Genomic DNA, 19,587 nt, shown 5'->3' on the forward strand with positions numbered 1-19,587 from the left:
GCGATCAAGTCCTAGCGTGTTGAGGGGAGTTCAGAGGAAGTAGAGGCGGCTGAGGGAGACCGAGTCGGCGGGGGCGGAGCGCAGCGGCTCGCCGTCCAGCGAGACCAGGCCGGTCGCCGAGACGTCGACCTGCCCGATCCGGCCGTTGCGCAGCATCGAACGCGGGCCGATTCCCCGGGTGCCGCGCACCCCCACCCGCCTCCTGCGGGTGGGCAGTTGGTCGCCCGCCACGTCCAAGTAGGAGGAGTCGGCGGCCGCCTGGGCGACGAACGCCACCGAGATGTCCGCGGCGGTGGCCCCGTGGGCGCCGAACTGCGGCCCCAGCACCAGGGGTTCGCACCGGTCGGTGGAGGCGTTCGGGTCGCCGACCACGCCGTACGCGGGGAAGCCGGCCTTCAGCACCAGCTGCGGCTTGGCGCCGAAGTGGTCCGGCCGCCACAGCACGAGGTCGGCCAGCTTGCCGACCTCGATCGAGCCGACCTCGTGGGAGAGTCCGTGCGCGATGGCCGGGTTGACGGTCAGCTTGGCGATGTAGCGCAGCACCCGCTCGTTGTCGTCGCCGCCCTCGGCGGTGCCGTACGAGCCGGTGCCGTCGAGCGGCCCGAGTTCGGCCTTCATCTTTCCGGCCATCGCGAAGGTGCGGCGCACCGTCTCGCCGGCCCGGCCCATGCCCTGGGCGTCGGAGGAGGTGATGCCGATGACCCCGAGGTCGTGCAGCACGTCCTCGGCGCCCATCGTGCCGGCCCGGATCCGGTCCCGGGCCATCGCCGCGTCGCCCGGCAGATCGGGCTTGAGGTCGTGCGCGGAGACGATCATGTCGTAGTGCTCGCCCAGCGCGTCCCGGCCGAACGGCAGGGTCGGGTTGGTGGAGGAGCCGATCACGTTCTCCACGCCGGCCATCTTCAGCACGTTCGGCACGTGGCCGCCGCCGCAGCCCTCGATGTGGAAGGCGTGGATGGTGCGCCCCTCCAGCACTGCGAGGGTGTCCTCCACCGACAGGCACTCGTTCAACCCGTCGGTGTGCAGGGCCACTTGGACGTCGTACTCCTCGGCGACCCGCAGCGCGGTGTCCAGCGCCCGGGTGTGCGCGCCCATGTCCTCGTGCACCTTGAAGCCGGACGCGCCGCCCTCGGCCAGCGCCTCCACCAGCGGCGCCGGGTCCGAGGACGAACCCCGGCCCAGGAAGCCGATGTTGACCGGCCAGGCGTCGAACGCGTTGAACGCGTGCCGCAGCGCCCACGGCGAGTTGACGCCCACACCCCAGACCGGGCCGAACTCCTGCCCGATGATCGTCGTCACGCCGGACGCCAGCGACGCCTCCATGATCCGCGGCGACAGCAGGTGGACATGGGTGTCGATGGCGCCCGCGGTGGCGATCAGGCCCTCGCCGGAGACGATCGTGGTGCCGGTGCCGACCACCACCTCCACCCCGTCCAGGGTGTCCGGGTTCCCGGCCCGGCCGATCGCCGAGATCCGGCCGGCCCGGATGCCGATCGAGGTCTTCCGGATGCCCTGCACTGCGTCGATCACCAGCACGTTGGAGATCACCACGTCGCAGGTCTCGCGGACCGCGGCCGGCTTCAGGTGCAGTCCGTCCCGGGCGGTCTTGCCGAACCCGGCGAGGAACTCGTCACCGGGCGCCTGCGAGTCCGACTCGACCCGGACGATCAGCCCCGAGTCGCCCAGCCGGACCCGGTCGCCGGCCCGCGGGCCGTGCACCGAGATGTAGTCGTGCGGCGAGATGGCGTTCATGCATGGTCCTTCCTGGTGCGGCGGGTGGCGGTCACTGCTCGGGCTGCGCGTCGTCGAACTCGGTCAGGTAGCCGGTCGCCCGGGCCTTGGCCAGGGCCGCGTCCTTCGCGCCCGGCGCGTCCAGCGGCCCGTCCACCAGCCCGGCGAATCCGATCGCCACCCGCTCGCCGCCGATCGGCACCAGGCCGACCTCGACGGTGGCGCCCGGGTCGAACCGCACCGAGGAGCCGGCCGGCACCGCCAGGTGCATCCCGTACGCGGCGGAGCGGTCGAAGGCCAGGCGCGGGTTGCACTCGAAGAAGTGGAAGTGCGAGGTCACCGAGATCGGCACCGAGGCGGTGTTGTGCACCGGCAGCAGCAGGGCCTCCTCCACCGGGTCGTAGCCCGCGCCGGAGCCCGGCAGCGCCGCGCCCGGCGCGCCGTCGCCCAGCGAACCCGCGCCGCGGAACGGGTCGTTGACGACCGCGAGGCGCGTCCCGTCGTCGAACACCGCCTCCACCTGGACCACCGTCACCACGTCCGGCACGCCCGGCAGCACGTCGTCGGCGCTCAGCACGGTGCGGCCGGCCTCGATCGCCTCGGCCAGCCGGCGGCCGTCGCGGGCCGCCTCGCAGACGGTGTCGGCGATCAGCGCCGTCGCCTCCGGCACGTTCAATCGCACGCCGCGCGCCCGGCGGGCGCGGGCCAGCTCGGCCGCGGTGAAGATCAGCAGCCGGTCCCGTTCGGTGGGGGTCAGTCGCACGGTGCCTCGCTCGTCGAGGGTGGGCGGAGGGTGTCGGTGAAGAGTTTAGAACGGCGTTCAAACGTGTGGGCCCCATTGAACCCGGGGCCGCCCGTCATGTCCAGCGTCCGGCCGCCGGCCCGGGACGCCCCGCAGGCGCACGGAAGGGGTGTGAAAGGAGTGGGGAGGCGAGGTGAAGGAGTGGTCGGCGTCGTCGATGCCCGGGTCGGTCGGCCGCTCCGCCCCCCGGCGCGCCGCCCTCGGCGCGGGCCTGCAGAAAGCTTCCGTCGGAGCTCCCCTTCCGGGCGAGCGCCCCGGCTCGTCCGCGTGCCCGCGTACGCCCTTGCACACCGTTCACCACGGGCGTAGGGCCCGATCACTGTTGCAAACGCCGCCGAGTGGGCATGAGGATGACCAGAAGTGGCCGCCGGGCCGGTGGGGGACCGGAGCGGCCGTCCGGAACGAGGGCGGGGGCTGACGAAGGTGATGGACGGTCAGGCAAGGTTCCCGCGGCAGCGCTCGGCCTCGCGGCGCGAGCAGCTCGACCAGGGGCCCGCACACACACAGCCGCAACCGCAGCCGAAGCCGCACATCCCGGCCCAGGCGCACCAGCCGGACTGCGCCCTGCACCGCCGACTGCACGCCTCCCTGGAGGCGGCGGACCTGCCCGCCGTCGGCACCGTCCGACGCCGGCTGCGGGCCGCGCTCGACCACTGGGGTGTGCCGGAACTTGCCGACACCGCCGAGCTGCTGACGTCCGAACTCGTCACCAACGCGCTCGTCCACACCGGCAAGGGCGCCGATTTCGACGCCCAGCTGACCGCCGAACAGCGCCTGCGGGTCGAGGTGCACGACCGCACCAGCCGGCTCCCCGGCCGCCGCCACCCGAACGACGACGCCACCTCCGGGCGCGGACTGCTGCTGGTGGAGGCACTCGCCGACGACTGGGGCGTGCAGCTGCGCGGGGACGGAAAAGTCACCTGGTTCGAGCTGTCCGCGTTCTGAGCGGACCCGCCCCCAACCGGTGGGGCGAATTCCGGACCGGCCACCCGGGAGGGCCGTCCGGGTGAGGATTCACGGGCGGGATCGTGTGCGATCAGTACCGTCCGGGTCACCGGCATTGCCGCCTTGCCGAACATACGAGAGGGTAGTGAGAATGTGTGCCAGTAGGCGCACGCAACCATCGCGGTCCGGCCGGTCCAGCAGGGGACACGGATACCAGCGACCGCCAGGCAAGGCACCGGCAGGAGAAGCATGGCCACCGAGCCCGAGGCGCCTGGGCCCGCCCGCCGCACCCCGCCCGCCCAGGCCACCCAGGCCACCCGGAACAGCACCCCCGCGAACCCGCTGCGCACCGCCGCCGGCCGCGCCGTGCCGTCCACCGCCCGCGGCCTGCCCACCCGCACCGGGGACTCCACCCCCGAGTGGCTCGAACCGGCGATGGCCGCCAACGGCATCGGCTCCTTCGACTGGGACATCCGCCGCGACACCCTGGTCGGCGACCGGCGCGCCTGCACCATCCTCGGCCTGGCCGGCCAGAGCTTCGACCGCACCTCCGGCGCATTCCTCGCCCTGCTGCACCCCGAGGACGCGCCCGTCGTGCGCCGCCGCGTCGAACGCGCCGTCGCCGAGCTCGGCCAGTGCGGCGCCTACTACCGCACCGTCTTCCCCAACGGCGAACTGCACGCCGTGCGCTTCCGCGGCCGGGTCCTCGCCGACGCCTTCGGCCGCCCCTCCCGGATGGTCGGCTTCGTCTGGGACGCCACCGTCGAACTCCACAAGCGCGAACGCGCCGACGAACTCGCCGTGCTGCGCGAGGAACGCTCCCGGTTCATCAAGGAGGCCGCCCGCGCCCTCTCCGAAGCCGTCACCGTCCGCGACGTCGCCCGGGTCTTCACCGAACTCCCGCTGCCCGGCCTCGGCCCCGACGGCCTCGCCCTCGCCGCGCTCGAAGGCGGCCGGATCGCCCTGCTCGGCTCCAGCGGCTACCGCAGCGCGCTCAGCGACCAGTTCGACCGGATCCCGCTGTCACCCAGCCACCCCGCCGCCGAAGCGGTCCGGCAGCGCGCGCCGATCTTCGTCTCCAGCCGCGAGGAGTACCGCGAGCGCTACCCCGACGCCTGGGACTGGGCCGAGAACAGCGGCCGCTCCTCCTGGGCGTTCCTCCCGCTGGTCGCCAGCGGCCGCCCCACCGGCGTCTGCGTGGTCTCCTTCGACGACGACCGCGAACTCGACGCCGACGAGCGCACCCTGCTCTCCACCCTCGGCGGACTCGTCGCCCAGTCCCTCGCCCGGGCCCGCCTGCACGACGCCGAACACGAACTCGCCGCCGGCCTGCAGCGCGTCATGCTGCCCCGCACCGTCCCCGCCGTCCCCGGGGTCACCACCGCCGTCCGCTACCTCGCCGCCGGCTCCGGCCTGCAGATCGGCGGCGACTGGTACGACGTCGTCCCGCTGCCCGGCGGCCACGTCGGCCTGGTCATCGGCGACGTGCAGGGCCACGACGTGCACGCCGCCGGCATCATGGGCCAACTCCGCATCGCGCTGCGCGCCTACGCGGCGGAGGGCCACCCGCCCGCCGCGGTGATGGCCCGCGCGTCCCGGTTCCTCGCCGACCTCGACACCGACCACTTCGCCACCTGCACCTACGCCGAGGTCAACGTCGACTACGGCGTGGTCTACGCCGTCCGCGCCGGGCACCTCGACCCGGTGGTCCGCCGCGCCGACGGCACCGCGCATCCCGTTCCGGTGGCGGGCGGACTGCCGCTCGGCGTCGCGCCCGACGAGGAGTACCGGGTGACCCGGTTCAGCCTCGACCCCGGGGAGACCGTGCTGCTGTTCACCGACGGCCTGGTCGAAGCCCGCGACATGGACCTCGACACCGGGTTCGCCCGGCTCTGCGAGACCGTCTCCGAACACCTCCCCGCGGTCGGCGAGTCCCCGCGCGAACCTCTGGAGGACCTCGCCGACCGGATCGCCTCGCAGGCCGCCGACACCAGCGAACGCGAGGACGACATCGCGCTCCTGCTGCTGCGCTGGGACGGACCGGCGGGCGGGCGCGCCGCGCAGCAACTGCGCCGCCGGATCGGACAGGCGGACCTGGCGCGGATCTCCGAACTCCGGGCGGAACTCCGGGACGCGCTGCGGCGCTGGGGGGTGCCCGAACTCATCGACACCGCCGAGCTGTTGTCCTCCGAGCTGGTCACCAATGCGATCCGGCACACCGACCGGGACGCGATGTTCACGGCGCGGCTCTACCAGGAGAGCGGGCGGGCCCGGCTCCGCGTCGAGGTCGAGGACGAGAGCGATCTCTGGCCCACCCGCCGCACCCCGGGCGAACAGGCCTCCTCCGGACGCGGCTTGATGCTCGTCGAGGGGCTGGCCGACGCCTGGGGCGTGGAGCCTCGCGGCTCGGGCAAGCGGATGTGGTTCGAGCTCAGCAGCTGAGGGTCACCATCAGGGGCTCGGGGGTGCGGACTCAGGGGCCCGGGGAACGGCGGGGCCGTGTCTGCGGAGGGTCAGCAGGGCGCTTTGCGTTCCGCCGTTTCGGGTTCCTGTTCCGAGGCCCGCCGCAGCCATGGCCAACCGCTGTCTCCGGCCGCCGGCAACACGGCCTCGCCGTTCCCCGAGCCCCTGGTAGTGCCCCCTACCCGAACTGCTGCTCCAGGTCCTTGAGCTTCTGTTCGAGCGAAGCGAGCCTCGTGGTGTCTTCTTCCGTGGTGAGGTCGATGCTGCGGTGGGCCGGAGCGGCGGGCAGGCCGGCTGGGGCTATGGCGGGCTCCGTGGGGGTGGTGGGAGTGGGGGCGGGTTCGAGCTGGCGGGTGTGGCGGGTGCGCCAACTACTGCCGGGCTGGCGGCCGATGGCGCGGATCTCGGCGCGCTCCCGGCGGGAGGCCATCCGGCGGCGCTCCCGGTTCTCCGCCGCGGTGCGCTTGTCGTCGCGGACCTCCTCGACGGCCTCGTCGAGCGTGCGGACGCCTTCGAGGAGCATCAGCGACCAGGCGGCGTACGTCTCGCGCGGGGCGCGCAGCCAGCGGACCACCCGGATCTGCGGCAGCGGACGCGGGACCAGACCCTGCTCGCGCAGGGCGGCGACCCGGGTCTGCTTCAGGGCGCGGTCGAACAGCACCGCGGCCGAGAGCGACATGCCGGCGAAGAACTGCGGCGCGCCGTCGTGGCCGAGGCCGCGGGGGGCGTGCACCCAGTTGAACCAGGCGGAGGCGGCGGCGAACAGCCACACCAGGAGGCGGGAGCCGAGCGCCGCGTCGCCGTGGCTGGCCTCGCGGACGGCGAGGACGGAGCAGAACATCGCGGCGCCGTCCAGGCCGAACGGGACCAGGTACTCCCAGCCGCCGGAGAGGCCGAGGTTCTGGACGCCGAAGCCGACCAGCCCGTGGAAGGAGAGGGCGGCGGCGACCGCGGCGCAGCAGAACAGCAGTAAGTAGGAGGCGCCGCCGTAGAGGCTCTCGGTGCGCCGACGGCGTTCCTCGGCGCGTTCCCAGGAGTCCGAATTGCCGGTGTTGGTGGCTGCGGCCGAGCGGCTGCGGGCGAATGCCAGCAGTGCGACGGCGACCACCAGGGCGGCCGCGCCGGTGACGACCCAGCCCAGCGGTATGTCCGACAGTCTCATGACCTGATCCAGCCTCGCTCTCCGCGTCTTGATGGGGAACCCATCATGGCGGAGAAATGCGCGGAAACATGACCGGATCGCGAGCAATACACTATTAGGGAGGAATTTCGGAATTAGATCAATGGATTGTCAGATCTATTTGTTGCGGGGGCAGCTGAAGCAGGGTTCGGCCGGTCGGACCGTGTAGAACAGGCAGCAGCTGACCCTGGTCCTGGTCCGGTGGCCGTCCTCCTCGCGGAAGCCCGGTGCTCCCACGAACGGGGCCGAGGAGGCGTCGCCCGGCAGGAGCGCGGTCAGCTCGACCACGGCTCGGGGCTCCTGGTCGAGCAGGGTGGAGAGGTACCAGAGGCCGTCCACCACGTCGTCGGTGACGAGCGCCCAGAGGGTGCGCGGACCGCGGCGCACGCGGGGGCGGAAGGCGTCGAGCACCGGCGCGAGATGATCGGCGAGCGCGGCGCGCAGGGCGGCGTCGAGCGCCGGGCGGCCCGGGACGACCAGGGCGTCCGGGCGGTCGGCCGCCGGGTCGTCGGGCAGGCAGTGGAAGGCGGCCGGGCGGGCCGTCAGTTCGCCGGTGGAGCGGTTGATCGAGACCTGGTCGACGGGGAGGACCGGGACCCGGCGCTCCAGGAACCACGGCAGGGTGAGGGCGAGGGCGGCCGGCCAGGCGTAGCGGTGCAGGCTGAAGCCGGCGGTGACGTCCGGGCGGGTGGGGGCGCCGTACAGCTCCAGGCCGAGGCGCTCGTCGAAGGCGATGGTGGCGTCCAGCACGGCCGGATCGGTCGCCAGGGCCGCGGCGGAGGTCCAGCCGGGGTCGGTGCGCGGGGCGGCGCAGTGGATCCGCAGACCCGGGAAGAGTTCGGTCAGACGCCGCCAACTCCCTTGGCAGGGAAGGGAGTCGGCGGCTACCTGCGGGGGGCTCTGGTCGACCTGGTGCGCGGTCACGCGGGCTCCCTGGGTGGTACCCCGGGAGCGGGGCCCGGGTGCGGCGCGGTGGGCCTGTCCGGGCCACTGCTCGCCCCGGACAGGTAAGGCTCACCTTAGCTGATGCCGTGCCGCAGGTCGTGCACGGTGCCGCCGTCCGGCTGCGTCGACTGCGTCGGGAGCCGGGCCAGCCGTCGGGCCAGCCAGACCGGGACGCCGCCGAGCGCCTGCACCAGCCGGGACGCCTCGGCGCGCAGCCGCTCCGCCTCGGCCGGTTCCGACACCTCCGCCAGCGCGGCCAGCGCCGGCGCCACCCCCACCGTGAAGCCGAGCTGCTCGCGCAGTCTCAGCGCGGCCCCGAAACCCTGCCGGGCCCGCTCCGGATCGCCCGCGGCCGCCGCCAGCCCCGCCAGGTGGCACCAGGTCGAGGAGCGCAACAGGTCGTCGCCGCGCTCCCGGGCGCCCTCGTGCGCCCGGGTGTACGCACTGTGCGCCGCCGCGTGGTCGTGCAGCAGGTTCTCCGCGACCAGCCCGCGCCGGAAGTCCAGCAGCGGCCGGCCCGGGGCCTTCGGCGGCAGCAGCGCCGAGGTGCGGCCCAGCGCGGCCTGGGCCTCGTCCAGCCGGTCCCGGCGGCTCAGCACACTGGCCACGTACGCCAGGTAGCCGCGTGCGCAGGAGGCCGCCGCGCGGTGCTCGCTGCCGGCGACCGAGGCCTCCGCCAACCGCAGGGCGTCCTCCGCGCGCTCCCAGTGATCCGCGGTGAACAGGCTCTGCTCGATGAGCAGTTCGGCCCGCTGCAGGGCCGCCGTCGGATCCCGGCCGGCCTGCGGGCGGAGCAGGTCCGCGGCCTCCTGCCAGCAGCCCCGCGACCGCAGCCGCCAGACGACGTCCGCCATGCCCCCCGGGGCAGTCCCGTGCACCGACAACGCCACCTCCTTGTGCGCGCCATGCAGCGACCCGCGGACCCCCCTCAATCCCCAAGGGCCCTCGCCGTGGCGGCAATTCAACACGCGCCGGAGCTTGTGCACCAGATCACGAGCGCGAGGAGATCCGGAATCAATGCTTCCGGGTGACGGTGGCGTGACGGCGCGTCAGGACGTCCAGCCGGTCTCCATCAGGGCCTCGGCGGCGCCGTTCGAGGGCTGCGGAATGCCCGCGGTGTCCAGCGTGAACAGCGCCACCAGCAGCTGCTCGCCGCGCACCGTGGCCTGTCGGGAGAAGCCGGAGGTGGTGAACATCGCCGCCGCGACCTGCTCGCTGTGCAGCGTCTCCAGCCACAGGCACTCCACCTCCTTGACGTCGGCCGGCTCCGTCCAGGTGTCCACCCGGGCCACCATCCGGCCGCCGAGCAGCGTGGTCGAGTCGCGCTCCTGACCGTCCGTCAACTCCAGGTCCTCGAAGCCCAGCCACTGCAGGTAGCGGGCCGCCGTCAGCACCGCGTCCTGCGGGGTGCGCACCGGCTGCGGGCGGAACGGCGGACGCAGCGCCCGGGCCGGGCCGGTGCCCGCCGCCGACGCCTCCGACGGGGCGACCGGCGGCACCGCCGTGGTGTACGGGCGGGCCGCCTCGGCCGGGCGGGTCGCCCGCGGGCCGGCGCTCTGCAGCTTCGGCGCCCGGTCGACCGGCATCCGCACCGTCGCCCCGCAGTCGCAGGTGAACTCCGGCTGCGGCCACTGGTCGCTGCGGCCGCAGTGCGGGCAGCGCATGCTCACCCAGGAGTCCTCCCAGGAGCGGAACCGCACCTGCACCGGGACCCCGCCGCGCAGCAGCGGCACCCGCAGCTGCGCGCCGCACGGACACGGCAGGCTCGGCGGCTCGTAGCGGTGCTCGCGCCGGCAGGCCGGGCAGCGCAGTTGGCTGGCTCCCGACGGCGAACCGGGGGAGAACCGGGCCGGGTCTGCGGCGTCCTCGGGCAGCGGCATGGCTGGTCACCGTCCGTTCCGATCGGGCTGGCAACGATTCGTCCATCCTCGCCGATCGGGCTCCGGCCCGGTGCGGAATGAGGTAATCCTGCGCCGCAGTTGAGGCAGGGGAAAGGCGCCCGCCGGGTGCCGCGCGGGCCGACGGCCGGTCAGTCGATGCCCCAGCGGGCGAGGTCCGCCGGGGTGTCCAGGTCGTCGGGGACGGCCGCATCGGTGCAGTCCACCGGGGTGACGGGGTGGTGGGCGAGCAGCGCGCGGGCGCCCGCGTCGCCGGTCGAGGTGGCCAGCAGTTCCGGGAAGTGCGCGGCGCCGATCAGGACCGGGTGTGCCCGGCGGCCGGCATAGGCGCACGCCGCCAGATCCGCGCGCCCGGCGTGTACGGCCAGCAGGCGGCGCACGGCCTCCGCCGTGATGCCCGGGGTGTCCACCAGCAGCACCAGGACCGCGCTCGCCGACGCGGGCAGGGCGGCCAGGCCGGCCCGCAGCGAGGAGGACAGCCCCGTGCGCCAGTCCGGGTTGTCGACCAGCAGGCAGTCGCCGGTGTCGGCGCGCTCCCGGACCTCCGCCGCGGCGGCGCCCAGCACCGCCACCGCCTCCTCGCACCCGCCGTCGCGGGCCACCGCCAGCGCGTGCTCCAGCAGCGGGCGGCCCCGGTACGACAGCAGCGCCTTCGGGCGTCCACCCAGCCGGGATCCGCCGCCCGCGGCCAGCACCAGGGCCGGCACCCGCAGTTCCGTCATGCCGTCAGTCTGCCCGCCGGAGCGGCCTCCCGGGACGGTTCGTACCGGACGGGTCGGCTCCGGATTGTGAGCTGCGTCATGCTGCGGCGTGGCCGCCTTGACCCGCCCTTGACCGGCTGGTCTTCTGGTGGGCCGTCAGAGTCGCCCACTCGCAGAGGAATACCGTGCGATCCCGCCGTACCGCCATAGCCGCCGCCCTGTTGCTCGGATCGCTCGCCTTCGCCGGGTGCAACGCAGCGGACAACTCGTCCAGTGACAGCGCCAAGCCCCTGTCGGCCTCCAAGGGCACCAACCCGCTGCAGAACCCGGACGGCACCAAGCCCGGCCTGGCGCCCGTCACCGACGAGGCGGACCGCAAGGCCGGCCGGGACCTGATCGCCAAGGTGAAGACCGCCGAGCCGGGCCCGAAGACCGGTTACGACCGCGACCAGTTCGGCCCGGCCTGGACGGACAACGTGGACGGCGTGCCGGGCGGCCACAACGGGTGCAGCACCCGCGACGACATGCTGGCCCGGGACGGTCAGAAGGTGGAGCACCGGGACGGCTCCAAGTGCGTCGTCAGCTCGATGACGATCTGGGACCCGTACACCGGCAAGACCGTGGAGTGGACCAAGCAGCAGCCGTCGAAGATACAGATCGACCACGTGATGCCGCTGTCCTACGACTGGCAGCAGGGCGCCTCGCAGTGGGAGAAGCTGAAGCGGGTGCAGATCGCCAACGACCCGATCAACCTGATCCCGGCCGACGGCTCGCAGAACGGCTCCAAGGGCGACTCGGGCCCGGCCAGTTGGCTGCCCGCCAACGCCGAGATCCACTGCTCGTACGCGATCCGCTGGGCGCAGGTCTCGCTGAAGTACCAGCTGCCGGTGACGCCCGCCGACAAGAAGACCATGCTGTCGCTGTGCGGCGGCTGACGGTCCGTCGGATTCCGGCTGTGGCATGACCCGAGGCCGTTCGGAGCTCCCCTGGGGGAGGGGGAGCCGAACGGCCTCGGGCGTGCGGGGGGTACGGCCGGTCAGCCGGCGCTCTTCGGCGCGGCCGTCAGGTCGTACATCGTGGTGCTGCCGACCGCCTTCGCGGTGTAGGTGGACTCCACCCAGGAGGTGATCTCCGAGGAGTACTCGGAGCCGCCCATGCTGCGGCCCATGCCGCCGCCCATGCCGCCGATGAACCAGTGCACCTTGCCCTCGGCGACCAGCTGCTTGAAGCCGTCCAGCGAGATCGACGGGTCGCTGCCGTTGAAGCCGCCCAGCGCCATCACCGGCTCGCCGCTGGCGAGTTGGTAGCCGGCCTGGTTCTGCGAGCCGACCGCGGCGGCCACCCAGGTGTACTTGTCGGCGTCCTGCTTCAGCAGGTCCGCGACCTCCTTGGAGACCTTCGCACCCTCCAGCAGTCCGCCCATGCCGCCGCCGAAGCCGCCGCGGCCGGTGCGGCCGTCCTCGGCGCCACCGCCGGGGAAACCGGGGAAGCCGTTCTGACCGTTCTGGCCGCCGGGGAAGCCGGGGAAGCCCTGGCCGTTCTGGCCGTCGTCCTGGCCGCCCGGGAAGGCGCCGCCGGGGAAGCCGTTCTGACCGTTCTGGCCTCCGGGGAAGCCCTGGGCGGTGCCGTTCCGGCCGCCCGGGAAGCCCGGGAAGGTGCCGCGGCCCTTGCCGCGGCCGCCGCCCGGGCCGAAGCCGCCGCCCTTGACGGCCGGCCCGGCCGTGACGATGGAGCCGCTGTGGCCGGTGGAGACGGTGTCGACGGCGTACGCGGCCGGCCCGGCCAGGCCCGCCGCCAGCGCGGTGAGTCCGGCCACGGCGGCGACCCGGCCGCCGGTCGGGCCGGCGATCCGGCCCGCGGCGAGCAGCGCGACGGCGGCGAGCAGGCCGACGATCAGCACGGCCCAGCGCAGCCACGGCACGAACTCTTCGCTGCGGCCCAGCAGTTGGTACGCCCACCAGGCGGTGACGGCGAGCGTGACGGCCAGCACCGCCGCGTACGGCAGGCGGTGGCGGACCCGCCACAGCCCGTCCGCGCCCATGCCGACCAGCGCGGCGACCGCCGGGACCAGGGCCACCGTGTAGTACTGGTGGAAGATCCCGGACATGAAGCTGAAGGTCAGCCCGGTGCACAGCAGCCAGCCGCCCCAGACCAGGAAGGCGATCCGGGCCGAGTCGGTGCGGGCGTAGCGGCGGGTCGCCCACAGGCCGAACACCAGCAGGATCAGCGCGGCGGGCATCAGCCAGGCGATCTGCCCGCCGATGTCGCCGTCGAACAGCCGGGTCAGGCCGGTGGAGCCCCACATGCCGCCGCCGGGCATGCCGCCGGGCCCGCCGCCGCCCATCCGGCCGCCGCCGCCGACGCTGCCGGTCTCGTTGCCGGTGATCCGGCCGAAGCCGTTGTAGCCGAAGGTCAGCGAGAGGAACGAGTTGTCCTGCGAGCCGCCGATGTACGGGCGGGCGGAGGCCGGCATCAGCTCGACGATCGCCACCCACCAGCCGCCGGAGACCACCATCGCCAGCGTGCCGTACAGCAGTTGGAGCCAGCGGCGGCCCCAGCCGGCCGGCGCGGTGAACAGGTACACCAGGGCGAACGCGGGCAGCACCAGGAACGCCTGGAGGGTCTTGGTGAGGAACGCCAGGCCGAACATCACGCCGACGAAGACCAGCCAGCGGGTGGACGCCTTCTCGGTGGCCCGGACGGTGCCGTACGCGGCCAGCGTCAGCAGCAGCACCAGCAGCGCGTCCGGGTTGTTGAAGCGGAACATCAGCGCCGCCACCGGGGTCAGCGCCAGCGCCGCGCCCGCGACCAGGCCGCCCAGCGGGGAGAACCGGCGGCGCACCGTGGCGTACACGGTGGCGACCGTGCCGACGCCCATCAGCACCTGCGGGGCCAGCACGCTGAACGAGCTCAGGCCGAAGATCCGGGCGGAGAGCGCCATCGGCCACAGCGACAGCGGCGGCTTGTCGACGGTGATGAAGTTCGCCGCGTCCGAGGACCCGAAGAACATCGCCTTCCAGCTGACACTGCCGGCCTGCACCGCCGCCGAGTAGAAGGCGTTGGCCCAGCCGGAGGCGGCCAGGTTCCAGAAGTAGAGGACGGCGGTGGCCAGCAGCAGCCCGAGGAACGCCGGCCGGACCCACCGCGGATCGTCCTCGCGTCCGCGCCACGTGCGGCCGGGCAGCGTCCGCAGCCGGGCGGCCCAGGTCGCCGGGCCCTTGGGGCCGACGGGCGGCAGCGCGACGGGCGGGAACACCGTCCCGGCGGGCCGCCCGTTCCGGGCCTCGTTCCCGGCCTCGGCGGGATGCTCGTTCCCGGCTTCGTTCCCGGCCTGGGTGGGCGGTGGCGTCGGCCAGGCGGTCGGACCGGACGCGGTGGCGTCGGCCGGGACGGCCGGCGGCGGGAAGTTCGCGGCGTCGGGCCAGGGCTCGCCGGGCGGAGGGACGGAACTGGACGTGGTCATGGGAGAAACGCTGGGCGGCGCGGCTGAGAAAACGATGAGACCCGACTATGAGCAGGCTGTATTCTCCGAACTCGGCCTGAGGGGGCGTCAGATCCGCCCGGTTCGGCTCAGCTCGCGGCCGCCGGCTGCGGCTGCGGGAGGCGACCGCCGAGCCAGGTGAGGGCCGGGGGGATCTCCCGGGTCCAGGTGTGGAAGTTGTGGCCGCCGGTCTCCAGGGTGATGGTGGACAGCTTGGTCGGGGCCTTGAACGCGGCGACCATCTGCTGCGTCGCCGGGTAGTTCTCCTCGTTGTTGCTGGTGGCGAGCAGCAGCGAGACCGGCGGCGCGGGCTTGTTCTGCAGCCGCCACAGCAGGTCGTTGTCCTGCTTGACCTCGGCGCTGCCGCCGAACAGGTCACCGGTGGTCGGGTCGTTGTGGACCTCGTAGTAGCCGGACAGCGCGATCGCCGCCCGGTACGAATCGGGCTTGCGCACCGCGAACTTGACGGCGCAGTAGCCGCCGGTGGAGTCGCCGATCACCGCCCGCGCCTCGGGCCGGTCGTCGACCCGGTAGGACGCGGACATCGCCTGCGGCAGGTCCTCGGTGAAGAAGGTCTCCGCCTGCGGCCCGCCGGGCACGTCCATGCACTCGGTGTCGCGGTTGGCGACCAGCGTGGGACGCATCATCACCAGCACCGTCGGCGGCATCTCCTTGGCCTCGATCGCCTTCAGCGTGGACGCCGGGTACTGGAGCAGCGAGATCAGCTTCTCCGGCGTCCCCGGGTAGCCGGACAGCGCCAGCAGCATCGGGAACTTCGTCCCCGCGTAGGCCGGCTGGAAGTACTGCGGCGGCAGGTACACGTACGCCGGGGTGCCGGTCAGCTTGGACCGGTCGCCGCGGATCTCCACCTTCTGGATCACACCGGAGCGGTCCGGCGCGGAGCCCTGCGAGGAGTACATCTTCTGCTCGCCGGTCACCGAGACGGCCTTGCCGCCGGGCTGGTGGTCGACCACGGTGCCCGGGCTGCCGTCCAGGCCGAGCAGGTCGCTCCAGGTCGAGTAGAAGCCGAAGTACGAGTTGGCGACCAGGCCCATCGCGGCCAGCACCGCGATCTGCGTCCCGAAGAACGCCCCCAGTCGGCCCAGCCAGACCCGCCACCCCCGCCCGCCCAACCGGGGCCACAGCCACATGGTGGCGGCGAAGGCGGCGACAGCCAACAGGCTGGCGATGATCTGAATCGGGGCTCCGGTCAGGCTCGGCACCCGATGATCGTAAGGTACGGCTTCATCAAGCTCACAGCCGCTCCCAGCACCTTCCCGGGTTTGCCAAGCCCCCCTCAAGGCCAGACCAATTCGTCGCGCCGCCGGCGCCCCCGGCCGGGCCCGGCGGCTGTGCGGACGCCGCTGACCCGGCCCCGCCCGCCCGCTGCCGGCTGCGGTGCGGGAGACGGTGGCGCGGGAGACGGTGGCGCGCTGGGCGGCCGCGGAGCGCCGGATCCTGGCGGGCGGCGCTTTCGGACGTGAGCACGAGGACGACACGCTGCGCGAGGATGCTCGGCTGCCCGGTCGGGGCCGAGTGCCAATTCCTGGGCATGGCAGGGGAGTTGCTCGCCGCGCAGGGCTGGACATGGTGACGGCCCGCCGCACCCATGGGGAAGATGCGGCGGGCCGTCCGTTCAGGATAGGCCGAGAAGTCAGCCGAGGCTGCTGTAAATGGTGTTCAGCAGGGTGTTGTTGTTGTCGTCGTTCTCCAGGGCGAAGGCGAACATGCCGCCCAGGCCCTTGGACTTGGCGTAGGCCGCGCGGGCCTGGATGGCCTTCGGGTCGTCACCGGTCCAGAAGTTGGTGCCGTCGTAGACCCAGGTGGACTCGGTGATCGGGTCCCAGTGGGTGTTCTGGGCGGTGAGGGTGAGCTCGCGCCAGCTGGCGAGGCCGGCCTCCTGGCTGCCCGGCTTGGCCGGGGTGGCGCCGGTGGCCTTCTGGTAGAGGCCGTAGTTGTTGCCGGCCTGGACGCCGGTCCAGCCGCGGAAGTAGAACGGGATGCCGAGGATGATCTTGTTGGCGGGGAAGCCGCCGACGATGCCGTACTCGGGCAGGCCGGTGGTGTAGGCCGCCAGGGTGGTGTCCACGTTGTACTTGGCGGTGCCGGGGGTGATCGGCGTGGTCGGGTCGGCCGGGCTGTCGTGCAGCGGGTCCTGGAGGTTGGTCGGACCGGTGGCGTCCCACGAGCCGTGCATGTCGTAGGTCATGACGTCGGCGTAGTCCAGGTACGCGCCGATCTTGTCGGTCTCGACGTACTGGATCTTGTCCTGGCCGGACGGCAGGGCCGCGGTCAGCAGGAACTTCTTGCCGACGCTCGCGCCGTAGGTGTCCAGCTGGCTGCGGAACTCGGCGAGCAGCGCGGTGAAGTTCTGCTTGTCGGCCGCGGAGTAGTGGTTGCCGGTGTGGCCGCCGGCCGAGCCCGGGTACTCCCAGTCGATGTCGATGCCGTCGAAGATGCCCGCGGCGCTGGCCGCGCCGCCGGAGGCGTCACCGGCGACACCGGTCGGCAGGTTGCCCTTGAGGAACATGTCGATGCAGGAGGAGACCAGCTTCTTGCGCGAGGCGTCGGTGGCCGCCGCGTCGGAGAAGTACTTGGAGTAGGTCCAGCCGCCCAGCGACAGGGTGACCCGCAGGTTCGGGTTCTTCGCCTTGAGCTGGCGCAGCTGGTTGAAGTTGCCCTTCAGTGGCTGCTGCCAGTCGTCGGTGGTGCCGTCGACCGAGATGCCGCCGGTGTAGTCCATCTGGTAGTCGGCGTACGCGTCGGCCGCGCCGTCGCCCGCGTTCGGGTTGTCCTCGTGGCTGGCGTCGGAGGCCTTGACCGCCTCGAAGCAGTTGAGGTTGGTCGGGTGGATGTTCTCGAACGCGTAGGCGATCACGTCCAGCTTGCCGGCCGCGCCCGAGGTGTCGACGTTCTTCGGGTAGTAGGCGGCGTCGTACACCGACCACTGGTCGAAGTAGGCGGACTTGTACGGCTTGGCGGCGGGCGCGGCGGTGGTGGAGACGGTCACCGCGGTGGACTGCTGGGAGGCGTGGCCGGCCTTGTCGTACGCCTGCACGCTGAAGGTGTACGAGGTGTTCGGCAGCAGCGAGGAGATCGCGACGGAGGTGCCCATCGAGGTGCCGACCAGCTGGCCCTTCGACCAGACCTTGTAGCCGACGTAGTTGTCGGTGGAGTCGGTCGAGGCGTTCCACTTCAGCACCACCGCGTTGGAGGTGGCGCTGGTGACCGCGACCCCGCCCGGGACGGTGATCTTGCCGTCGCCGGTGGGGCCGTTGCCGGTCCCGGAGCTGGAGCTCGCGGACGGCGACGGCGAGGAGGAGCTGGAGCCGGACGGGCTGGGCGAGGCGCTCTGCGACGGGCTGGCCGACGCCGAGGCGCTGGCGCTGCTGCTCGCGGACGTCGACGGGCTCGGCGAGCCGCCGTTGTCGGGGCCGGTCAGGCTGAGGTCGTCGGCCTGGTAGGAACCGGCGCCGTACCAGCCGTGGGTGAACACCGTCACCGAGGTGGTGGTCGCGCCGGTGGTGAAGGTGGTGCTCAGCTGGGTCCAGTTGGTCGCGGCCGGAGTCCAGGTGGAGGCGTTGACACCGGTGCCGGTGGCGCCCAGGTACACGTAGTTGCCCTTGAGCCAGCCCGCCAGGGTGTACTTGGTGTTCGGCTGGACGGTCACGGTCTGCTGGCACTGGCCGATGTCCGAGGCCGTGGCGTTGGCGCTCAGTGCGTAGGTCCCGCCGTGCGCGCCGGTGTTGACCACCGAGGCGCTGGCGCAGGTCCAGCCGTTCAGGTTGCCGCTCTCGAAGTCGCCGTTGGCGATCAGGTTGACGGCGGCCGCCGAGGCGCTGCCCATGGAGAGCGCGAGCGCGGTGGAGCCGACCGTCATGGCGGCGGCCACCACGAGAGCGCCGGCGCGCCGCCGGGAGGGAGTGCGGCGCGTCGACCCGGGTGCGGGCGTGGCCCGTTCAAGCATGGAGAAACCTCCGGAGTAGTGGGGGTGTCCGGTAGGTGCGGCGGCCCGACGGGCCCAGGTGGGAGCCTGTGCGCTTGGGGTGAGCGCGTCACCTAGATTGGACTGGACCAATCCTCCGGGTCAAGGATTTCGGCTCACGAACCGTCAGGAACCTTTCCGATCGGTCGGGTTGGCGGTACTCGACGCCGGTGGGGGGCGGAAGGGGATTTCCCGCCGTTGTGCGCCCCTGGCTTTCAGTTGCACATGACTTGCAATTACGGGCAAATCAACGGAAGGATGATGCGGCTCACCACCGTCCCGGAAGGAAATCCCATGCCAGCGCCCAGCCGTCTGCGCGACCGGCTCACCCGCGAGGAGTGGATCCGGCTCTCCGGAATGGCCGCGTTCGTGCTCGCCCTGCACGTGGTCGGATGGTTCACGCTGCTGGCGGTCATCGCCCCCAAGCACTACGACGTCGGCGGCCAGGTGTTCGGCGCCGGCATGGGTCTGACGGCGTACACGCTGGGCATGCGGCACGCCTTCGACGCGGACCACATCGCGGCCATCGACAACACCACCCGCAAGCTGATGGGGCAGGGCAAGCGCCCGCTCTCGGTGGGCTTCTGGTTCTCGCTCGGGCACTCCTCGATCGTCTTCGGCCTGTGCGCGCTGCTGGCGTTCGGCATCCGCTCGCTGGCCGGCCAGGTGGAGTCCGACGGGTCCTCGCTGCACCAGGCGACCGGCCTGATCGGCGTCACCGTCTCCGGCACCTTCCTGGTGCTGATCGGCCTGATCAACCTGGGCGCCTTCAACGGCATCCTGAAGGTGTTCCGGCGGATGCGGCAGGGCGACTTCGACGAGGCCGAGCTGGAGCGCCAGCTCGACAAGCGCGGCTTCCTGAACCGGATCCTCGGCAAGGTCACCCGGGCGGTCACCAAGCCCTGGCACATGTACCCGGTCGGCCTGCTGTTCGGCCTCGGCTTCGACACCGCCACCGAGGTGTCGCTGCTGGTGCTGGCGGGCGGCGCGGCCGCGTTCTCGCTGCCCTGGTACGCGCTGCTGGTGCTGCCGATCCTGTTCGCGGCCGGCATGAGCCTGCTGGACACCATCGACGGCTCGTTCATGAACTTCGCCTACGAGTGGGCGTTCTCCAAGCCGGTCCGCAAGATCTACTACAACCTCACCGTCACCGGCCTGTCGGTGCTGGTGGCACTGGTGATCGGCGTGATCGAGCTGGTCGGCCTGCTGGCCGAGAAGCTGGACATCACCACCGGCCCGATCGGCTGGATCGGCTCGCTCGACCTCAACCTGGTCGGCTACGTGATCGTCGGCCTGTTCGTGGTCACCTGGGCCGCCGCGATGGCGTTCTGGAAGTTCGGCAAGGTCGAGCAGAAGTGGTCGGCCGGGCTGCGCGAGCAGCCCTGACCGACGCGGCGTCAGTCCGCGGCCGGTCGGCGGTCGGTGCGCCGGCGGTCGGTTTGCCGGCGGTCGGCGG

General features: G+C 72.7%; 14 protein-coding genes. 4 read left to right on the top strand and 10 right to left on the bottom strand.

All coding sequences use genetic code 11. The annotated features are described in order from the left end of the window. Nucleotides 1–30: 30 nt before the first annotated feature. Nucleotides 31–1,752: an urease subunit alpha gene (locus ACIQF6_RS24400; protein WP_400898430.1), complete on the bottom strand. Its 1,722-nt coding sequence runs from the start codon at nucleotides 1,750–1,752 to the stop codon at nucleotides 31–33. A 31-nt stretch (nucleotides 1,753–1,783) separates the two neighbouring features. After that, nucleotides 1,784–2,494 carry an urease subunit gamma gene (locus ACIQF6_RS24405; RefSeq protein ID WP_400898432.1) on the bottom strand — a complete coding sequence of 237 codons (711 nt, stop codon included), beginning with the start codon at nucleotides 2,492–2,494 and terminating at the stop codon, nucleotides 1,784–1,786. Nucleotides 2,495–2,959: 465 nt separating this feature from the next. Between ACIQF6_RS24405 and ACIQF6_RS24410 the strand changes: the two genes are divergently transcribed. Together ACIQF6_RS24410 and ACIQF6_RS24415 are read left to right on the top strand one after the other, a co-directional pair. Continuing rightward, nucleotides 2,960–3,478: an ATP-binding protein gene (locus tag ACIQF6_RS24410; protein ID WP_400898434.1), complete on the top strand. Its 519-nt coding sequence runs from the start codon at nucleotides 2,960–2,962 to the stop codon at nucleotides 3,476–3,478. A 249-nt stretch (nucleotides 3,479–3,727) separates the two neighbouring features. Beyond that, nucleotides 3,728–5,920: a SpoIIE family protein phosphatase gene (locus ACIQF6_RS24415; RefSeq protein ID WP_400898436.1), complete on the top strand. Its 2,193-nt coding sequence runs from the start codon at nucleotides 3,728–3,730 to the stop codon at nucleotides 5,918–5,920. A gap of 199 nt (nucleotides 5,921–6,119) precedes the next feature. Here the strand turns inward: ACIQF6_RS24415 and ACIQF6_RS24420 are convergent, their stop codons facing one another. The 5 genes from ACIQF6_RS24420 to ACIQF6_RS24440 all read right to left on the bottom strand — a co-directional run bounded on the left by ACIQF6_RS24420 (nucleotide 6,120) and on the right by ACIQF6_RS24440 (nucleotide 10,686). Beyond that, nucleotides 6,120–7,103, bottom strand: a complete 984-nt coding sequence (locus ACIQF6_RS24420; RefSeq protein WP_400898438.1) for a DUF2637 domain-containing protein — start codon at nucleotides 7,101–7,103, stop codon at nucleotides 6,120–6,122. A 135-nt stretch (nucleotides 7,104–7,238) separates the two neighbouring features. Further along, a complete protein-coding gene (locus ACIQF6_RS24425; protein ID WP_400898440.1) occupies nucleotides 7,239–8,045 on the bottom strand; it encodes a (2Fe-2S)-binding protein in 807 nt (268 codons plus the stop codon). Between the two features lie 95 nt (nucleotides 8,046–8,140). Next, nucleotides 8,141–8,920 (bottom strand): hypothetical protein, encoded by a 780-nt coding sequence (locus ACIQF6_RS24430; protein WP_400898442.1) that lies wholly within the window; start codon nucleotides 8,918–8,920, stop codon nucleotides 8,141–8,143. Between the two features lie 195 nt (nucleotides 8,921–9,115). Beyond that, entirely contained in the window at nucleotides 9,116–9,946 is an 831-nt protein-coding gene (locus ACIQF6_RS24435) for a hypothetical protein (protein ID WP_400898444.1), read from the bottom strand. 149 nt (nucleotides 9,947–10,095) lie between these two features. Further along, a complete protein-coding gene (locus ACIQF6_RS24440; protein ID WP_400898446.1) occupies nucleotides 10,096–10,686 on the bottom strand; it encodes an NTP transferase domain-containing protein in 591 nt (196 codons plus the stop codon). Between the two features lie 164 nt (nucleotides 10,687–10,850). Here ACIQF6_RS24440 and ACIQF6_RS24445 point away from each other — a divergent pair, with 164 nt between their 5' ends. Beyond that, the gene (locus ACIQF6_RS24445) at nucleotides 10,851–11,600 is read left to right on the top strand and encodes an HNH endonuclease family protein (protein WP_400898448.1); all 750 of its coding nucleotides are present in this window, start codon (nucleotides 10,851–10,853) and stop codon (nucleotides 11,598–11,600) included. Between the two features lie 101 nt (nucleotides 11,601–11,701). Here ACIQF6_RS24445 and ACIQF6_RS24450 read toward each other — a convergent pair whose 3' ends face one another. The 3 genes from ACIQF6_RS24450 to ACIQF6_RS24460 form a co-directional block, all read right to left on the bottom strand. Next, a complete protein-coding gene (locus tag ACIQF6_RS24450) occupies nucleotides 11,702–14,128 on the bottom strand; it encodes a glycosyltransferase family 39 protein (protein ID WP_400898450.1) in 2,427 nt (808 codons plus the stop codon). Nucleotides 14,129–14,235: 107 nt separating this feature from the next. After that, entirely contained in the window at nucleotides 14,236–15,369 is a 1,134-nt protein-coding gene (locus ACIQF6_RS24455; protein WP_400898452.1) for an alpha/beta hydrolase, read from the bottom strand. A gap of 431 nt (nucleotides 15,370–15,800) precedes the next feature. Continuing rightward, nucleotides 15,801–18,113 carry a glycosyl hydrolase family 18 protein gene (locus ACIQF6_RS24460; RefSeq protein ID WP_400898454.1) on the bottom strand — a complete coding sequence of 771 codons (2,313 nt, stop codon included), beginning with the start codon at nucleotides 18,111–18,113 and terminating at the stop codon, nucleotides 15,801–15,803. Nucleotides 18,114–18,425: 312 nt separating this feature from the next. On the opposite strand from ACIQF6_RS24460, the gene ACIQF6_RS24465 reads away from it, so the two are divergent. Beyond that, complete coding sequence (locus ACIQF6_RS24465) at nucleotides 18,426–19,517, top strand: HoxN/HupN/NixA family nickel/cobalt transporter (RefSeq protein WP_400898456.1); 1,092 nt, start codon at nucleotides 18,426–18,428, stop codon at nucleotides 19,515–19,517. Nucleotides 19,518–19,587: the final 70 nt, after the last annotated feature.

It is taken from the genome of Kitasatospora sp. NPDC092948, from assembly GCF_044754805.1.
Lineage (GTDB): Bacteria > Actinomycetota > Actinomycetes > Streptomycetales > Streptomycetaceae > Kitasatospora.